General features: G+C 48.3%; 7 protein-coding genes and 1 pseudogene. 2 read left to right on the top strand and 6 right to left on the bottom strand.

Translation table 11 applies throughout. From position 1 onward, the window contains the following. Both BZG79_RS10120 and BZG79_RS10115 read left to right on the top strand, forming a co-directional pair. A partial coding sequence (locus tag BZG79_RS10120) for an oligopeptide/dipeptide ABC transporter ATP-binding protein (RefSeq protein ID WP_199877704.1) occupies positions 1–603 on the top strand: 603 nt, incomplete at its 5' end. Continuing rightward, positions 587–1,402 carry an ATP-binding cassette domain-containing protein gene (locus BZG79_RS10115; RefSeq protein ID WP_077774316.1) on the top strand — a complete coding sequence of 272 codons (816 nt, stop codon included), beginning with the start codon at positions 587–589 and terminating at the stop codon, positions 1,400–1,402. The genes BZG79_RS10120 and BZG79_RS10115, both read left to right, overlap by 17 nt. Before the next feature lie 159 nt (positions 1,403–1,561). Here the strand turns inward: BZG79_RS10115 and pyrF are convergent, their stop codons facing one another. From pyrF to BZG79_RS16105, 6 genes and pseudogenes are all read right to left on the bottom strand, one after another. Next, positions 1,562–2,260: an orotidine-5'-phosphate decarboxylase gene (gene pyrF, locus BZG79_RS10110; protein WP_077575837.1), complete on the bottom strand. Its 699-nt coding sequence runs from the start codon at positions 2,258–2,260 to the stop codon at positions 1,562–1,564. Positions 2,261–2,347: 87 nt separating this feature from the next. Next, positions 2,348–3,517, bottom strand: coding sequence for a lipopolysaccharide assembly protein LapB (gene lapB / locus BZG79_RS10105; protein WP_021022388.1), 1,170 nt, complete (start codon positions 3,515–3,517; stop codon positions 2,348–2,350). Between the two features lie 3 nt (positions 3,518–3,520). Continuing rightward, a complete protein-coding gene (locus tag BZG79_RS10100; RefSeq protein ID WP_021022389.1) occupies positions 3,521–3,808 on the bottom strand; it encodes a lipopolysaccharide assembly protein LapA domain-containing protein in 288 nt (95 codons plus the stop codon). Positions 3,809–4,107: 299 nt separating this feature from the next. Then, positions 4,108–4,392, bottom strand: coding sequence for an integration host factor subunit beta (ihfB, locus tag BZG79_RS10095; protein ID WP_021022390.1), 285 nt, complete (start codon positions 4,390–4,392; stop codon positions 4,108–4,110). Between the two features lie 72 nt (positions 4,393–4,464). After that, positions 4,465–6,135, bottom strand: a complete 1,671-nt coding sequence (gene rpsA, locus BZG79_RS10090; RefSeq protein ID WP_021022391.1) for a 30S ribosomal protein S1 — start codon at positions 6,133–6,135, stop codon at positions 4,465–4,467. Positions 6,136–6,238: 103 nt separating this feature from the next. Further along, positions 6,239–6,327 (bottom strand): annotated as a pseudogene (locus tag BZG79_RS16105) (cytidylate kinase); the annotation flags it as partial.

The following is a 6,327-nucleotide window of genomic DNA, read 5'->3' as shown; positions in this document are numbered from 1 at the left end:
TCCATCGCCTTACTCCATAAAGTTGGGATAAAAGATCATCGGCGGGTGATGGACAGCTATCCTTACGAGCTCACCGATGGCGAATGTCAAAAGGTGATGATTGCAATGGCGATCGCTAACCGCCCTCGATTATTAATTGCCGATGAACCAACCAATGATTTGGATCCCATCACGCAAGCACAAATTTTCCGACTGCTCAGCCGCACCAATCAGCTGTCGAACACGACCATTTTGTTGATTAGTCATGATCTGACTTTGGTTACGCGTTGGGCGGATAGAATTACCGTGATGTATTGTGGCCAGTCTGTGGAGTCGGGAAACCGAGAGCAAATACTCACCACGCCCCATCATCCATATACAGACGCATTATTACGGACCATGCCGGATTTTAGCCGCGAGATCCCGCATAAAAGCAAACTAGAAACTCTGCCTGGCTCAATACCGCCATTACAACATTTACCTATTGGTTGCCGACTTGGCCCGCGCTGCCCCTATGCGCAGCGTAAATGCGTAGAAGTACCGCGAACCGAGAAAGTGAAAAACCATAAATTTGCCTGTCATTTCCCGCTCAACATGGAGAACAAGCATGGCCGCTCTTCTTGAAATTGATGGGCTATCGAAAGACTATCATCACCGGTCTGGTTGGCTAAAAAAGCGCGTCACCCATGCGGTGAAGCCGGTGTCCTTTTCATTGGATGTCGGCGAGACAATTGCATTTGTCGGGGAAAATGGCTCAGGTAAGTCAACCTTAGCACGAATGATTGCTGGCGTGATTGAACCGACCGCGGGACAAATCCGCGTTAATGGCGATCCGCTCCGCTATAAAGATTATCAAACACGCTGCAAGCTCATACGGATGATCTTTCAAGACCCGAATACCTCGCTGAACCCACGCAACCAAATTGGACAAATATTGGAAGGGCCTTTGCGTCGAAATACCAATATGACACCCCAAGAGCGTGGGAAACGGATTAAAGACACCTTATTACGGGTCGGGCTAATCCCGGAGCACGCTTATTTTTATCCGCAAATGCTTRCTACCGGTCAAAAGCAACGTGTTTCGCTTGCAAGGGCGTTAATTTTGCAACCCAGTGTGATTGTTGCCGATGAGGCATTAAATGGCTTGGATATGTCAATGCGATCGCAGATCATCAACCTGCTTCTCGAGCTACAAGAAGAAATGGGGTTATCTTATGTCTATGTGTCGCAACACATGGGCGTGATTAAACATGTGACGGATAAGTTGATGGTGATGCAAAAAGGCGAAGTGGTTGAATCGGGCGATACCGCCTCACTGTTTGCTAACCCACAGCATAGCCTCACCCAAAGGCTTATCGATAGCCACTTTACCGCTCCGGTATTAGACAGGCGCTCTCGCAAATCCTCAGGTGCACGACCGTAATACAAGCATGAGCGGCCGGCTCTGTCCGCCGCTCATGCTTTCCTTGCTTGATGCTTCTCAGTTAATGCTTTCTCTTTGAATGCTTTCTCTGTTGGTGCTTTATCTGTTAGTGCGTTATCTGTTAGTGCCTTCTCTAGTAAGACTTAGATAGCTGGCACATCAAGTGCGTAGGGATTGATTAATCGTATGTAACACAGCGGCTGGATCGGCAGCTTGGGTGACAGGTCGACCAATGACAAGGTAATTCGAACCTGCATTTACCGCTTCTTCTGGCGTCATAATTCGGCGCTGATCGCCTGCGGCACTGCCAGCCGGACGGATCCCTGGAGTCACCAACTTAAAGGTGTCACCACACTGCGCTTTAAGCAAACTGGCTTCTTGTGCTGAACACACCACACCATCCAAACCCGACTGTTGCGTCAGCTTGGCAAGATGCTGCACCTGCGCTTGTGGTGAGCGTTGTACCCCAATTTGGCGTAAATCCGCATCCGTCATGCTGGTCAACACGGTGACACCGATAAGCAATGGGCGGTTGCCTCCATATGGTTCAAGCGCCTCGCGTGCTGCACTCATCATGCGCTCGCCTCCTGATGCATGCACATTGACCATCCACACGCCTAGCTCTGCCGCAGCCGCTACAGCACGGGCACAGGTATTGGGAATATCATGAAACTTGAGGTCGAGAAAGACGTCGTGTCCGCCTGCATGAAGCTGTTTGACAAGCGCCGGGCCAAACAAGGTAAACATTTCCTTGCCCACTTTTAAACGGCATGAACCTGGCTCGATTTTATCCGCAAAGGATAACGCTTGGTTCATATCTGCATAATCAAGTGCCACGATGACTTTTGGGTCGTGCATGTTGTTTCCTCGTTCCTCGTTGAATGCTTATAAACGGCATAATGCCGCACTAACCGATAAAAAAACGGCGATGCCTAAGCATCGCCATTACTCCCCATCAAGCCCTCGAATTGGCTTGATAGCGCCCCAGCTTTTGCAAGATGGGCATTGCCAATAAAGCGCATGCGTGGAAAAACCACATTTACGACATCGGTAATGAGGCTTCACTTTCATTTGTTCAGCGACCAAGCCTTTTAAGGTGTTCAAGCTTGCTTTTGCTCGCCCTTCCTCGGCTTGCTCAACATGGTATTCCATTAACTTATAAAAGCCGCGCATGGTCGGATTACGCGTAAGTTGGCGCGTAAGAAAACTCTGCGCCATAGCGATATTCTCGTTGCTGCCAATCACTTCAGAGAGCATTAGCTCGGCGCTGACGCCTGCATTCTTTTCAATACATTCTTTTAAAAAACGCACCAACTGCATCTCTCGTCCCAAGGCGCGATAGCTTTCTGCAAGCAAAGGTAGCGCTTCACTGACAAAATCAGCATCCTGCTCTAAGATGTTCTCGAGCTGTTTGAGCGCCCCTTTGTAATCTTCATGCTGAATGTCGAGTCTTGCCAATTTTAAGCTCGCTCGGACACAGCTTTTATCGTAAGACAAAGCACGACGTAACAATTGCCGTGCCTTGTGCTCATCACCCTCAGCGAGTTGCTGCATCGCAAGCTCACAGTGGAAATGTGCGATATCTTTACGCAGCTTATGTTTGCCCATTTTGACCAGCTTCGCTGCGGTATCGATTGCTTGCTCCCATTCTCGCGTTTGTTGCGAAATAGCAAGTAATTGCTGCAGGGCAAATTCGCGATAATCGGGCTCATCAACCAGCTCTGCAAAGATTTTCTCGGCGCGATCAAAAAAGCCGGCAACCATATAATCTTTAGCCAGCTGCTGCATCGCGAGGTTGCGCTGATCTAAGGTGAGATTGGGCCGAGCGATTAGGTTTTGATGAATTCGGATTGCCCGGTCGACTTCACCCCGAGAGCGAAAAAGGTTGCCCAACGCCAGGTGAGTATCAATGGTTTCGTTATCGACCTGCAAAAGCTCGATAAATAAGTCGACCGCTTTATCTGATTGCTCAGACAGCAGCAAATTGAGCCCCGCCACATATTGGCGAGACAAATGATGGGACTGTTCTTGCCGTCGATGACGAGCATTCCTGTTACCCATGTACCAGCCGTAACCGGCGGCAATCGGGAGTAACAGAAACAACAGCTCTAGCATGAATTATTGTTCCTTAAGCGGGTCCGTACGCAACTTATCAAGTTCTTTGCGTTGCTTTTCCACCTGTTTACGTAGTCCTCGAGCCGTCATTCGGGCTTTGAGATATAGTGCGCCGCAAACGAGCCAGCCAATGCCAAACCCGATGACAAAGACAATACCCAAGATGACGGATAAACGAAACTCACCCTGAGCGATTAAATAGTTAAAATTGACCACAGCTTGGTTTTGCGCTCCTAGCGCCAAGGCGATCAAAAAGCATAATACCAGAAACAGAATGCCGAGTATTTTCACAAGTATTCCCTCATTGCGAAAGGCCGAATGCCCGATCAGTGATGGTAGATAGACAAAGTGCGAGGCACCTGCCATTGTGAACATTGACGCTTGATTTCAATACCRAACGTCGTCGTTACCCTTCCCCTAGCTTACGCTTTATTCAGGCTAAGGTTAATCCGAATAACAACGTGTCGTCGTAGGTATAAGATCTTACACAGGAGGTATGATTATGCAGGAAATTCGTCACGCAAGCTATGATCAGCGGACATAAAAAAACGGCATACTTGCAGCATGCCGTTTTTTTCAGCGTCTATCGATTAACCATAAATGTTAACGCGATCACGAAGTTCCTTACCAGGTTTAAAGTGAGGGACGTACTTGCCGTCTAACTCGACCTTTTCGCCTGTTTTAGGATTACGCCCCACACGAGGCGCGCGATAATGTAGTGAGAAACTACCAAAACCACGGATTTCGATACGATCACCGCTTTCTAGTGTGCTTGCCATATGCTCAAGGATTTCCTTGATGGCATCCTCTACCTGCTTCGCAGATAGATGGGTTTGTTGACTACAGAGTCTTTCAATCAACTCAGATTTGGTCATAAACACCCCGCTTTAGTATGTTTCTCAACAGTATAAGTGCAGAGGGGGAAAATTTCCCCCTCAACGTATACATTATTCGCTTTTCGCTGCTTTAAACGCGTCAGCCATAGCGTTGCCGATAGAACCTTCTTCGGTTTTGTTCAGGCTCGCTACTGCTTCTTGCTCGTCAGCTTCGTCTTTCAGACGGACAGACAGGTTAAGAACGCGGTTCTTACGGTCAACACCGGTGAACTTCGCTTCAACACTGTCGCCAACTGAAAGCACTTGCGTCGCGTCTTCAACACGGTCACGCGATGCTTCAGAAGCACGCAGATAACCTTCAACACCTTCTGCTAGCTCAACCGTTGCGCCTTTCGCGTCAACAGCAGTTACCGTACCATTAACGATAGCACCTTTTTTGTTGGCTGCCAGGTAGTTGTTGAATGGGTCTTCTTCCATCTGCTTGATGCCGAGTGAGATGCGCTCACGCTCTGCGTCAACCTGAAGAACCACTGCTGAGATCTCGTCGCCTTTCTTGTATTCGCGAACGGCTTCTTCGCCTGTTGCGTTCCAAGAAATGTCAGACAAGTGAACCAGACCGTCGATGCCGCCGTCTAGACCGATGAAGATACCGAAGTCAGTGATTGACTTGATCTTACCAGTAACGCGGTCGCCTTTGTTCTGAGTTTCAGCGAATTGCTGCCATGGGTTGGCTTTACACTGTTTCAGACCTAGGCTGATACGACGACGCTCTTCGTCGATGTCCAGAACCATAACTTCAACTTCGTCACCCACGTTAACCACTTTAGATGGGTGGATGTTTTTGTTGGTCCAGTCCATTTCAGACACGTGTACCAAACCTTCAACGCCTTCTTCGATTTCAACGAAGCAGCCGTAGTCAGTTAGGTTAGTTACACGACCAGTCAGCTTGTGACCTTCTGGGTAACGGTTAGCAATGGCTACCCATGGATCTTCACCCAGTTGTTTCAGACCAAGTGATACACGAGTACGCTCACGATCAAACTTCAGAACTTTAACGTTGATTTCGTCACCAACATTAACGATTTCTGATGGGTGCTTAACGCGCTTCCACGCCATATCAGTGATGTGAAGCAGGCCATCAACGCCGCCCAGATCAACGAACGCACCGTAGTCAGTCAGGTTCTTAACGATACCTTTAACTTCCATGCCTTCTTGCAGAGAAGCTAGCAGCTCGTCACGCTCAACGCTGTTTTCTGACTCGATAACCGCACGACGAGAAACAACAACGTTGTTGCGCTTCTGGTCAAGCTTGATTACTTTGAACTCGAGCTCTTTGCCTTCCAGGTGAGAAGTGTCACGTACTGGACGAACGTCAACCAGTGAACCCGGTAGGAACGCACGGATGCCGTTCAGTTCTACGGTGAAACCACCTTTCACTTTACCGTTAATAACACCGTTAACGGTTTCAGCTTCTTCGTACGCTTTTTCTAGCTGGATCCAAGCTTCGTGACGCTTAGCTTTCTCACGAGAAAGCTGAGTTTCACCGAAACCATCTTCCACTGCGTCCAGGGCTACATCGACTTCACCGCCTACTTCAATTTCAAGTTCGCCAGCAGCGTTCTTGAATTGGTCAGCCGGAATGGACGATTCAGATTTCAGGCCTGCGTCAACCAGAACGAAACCGTTCTCGATAGCAACAACAGTACCCTTAACAATAGAACCTGGGCGAGTTTCGATTTCTTTTAGAGACTCTTCAAAGAGTTGAGCAAAAGATTCAGTCATTATATTTAAAATCTTCAATTTGATAAACGTCCACGKGTATCCTACCGCATGGGGTTGTAAAATATGTCAGCTATCATCCTTGCAGCTAACGGTTATAGACTGCTTATGCAGCCGATAATTTGCTTTCAATAAACGCTAACGCCTGCTCGATCACCTCGTCAATCGATAACGAGGTAGAATCTAGCTCTAAGG

The sequence above is a fragment of the Salinivibrio sp. MA427 genome (assembly GCF_001996115.1).
Lineage (GTDB): Bacteria > Pseudomonadota > Gammaproteobacteria > Enterobacterales > Vibrionaceae > Salinivibrio > Salinivibrio costicola.
The sequence above is the reverse complement of the archived record's forward strand: the minus strand, read 5'-3'. Positions and strand labels throughout refer to the sequence as shown.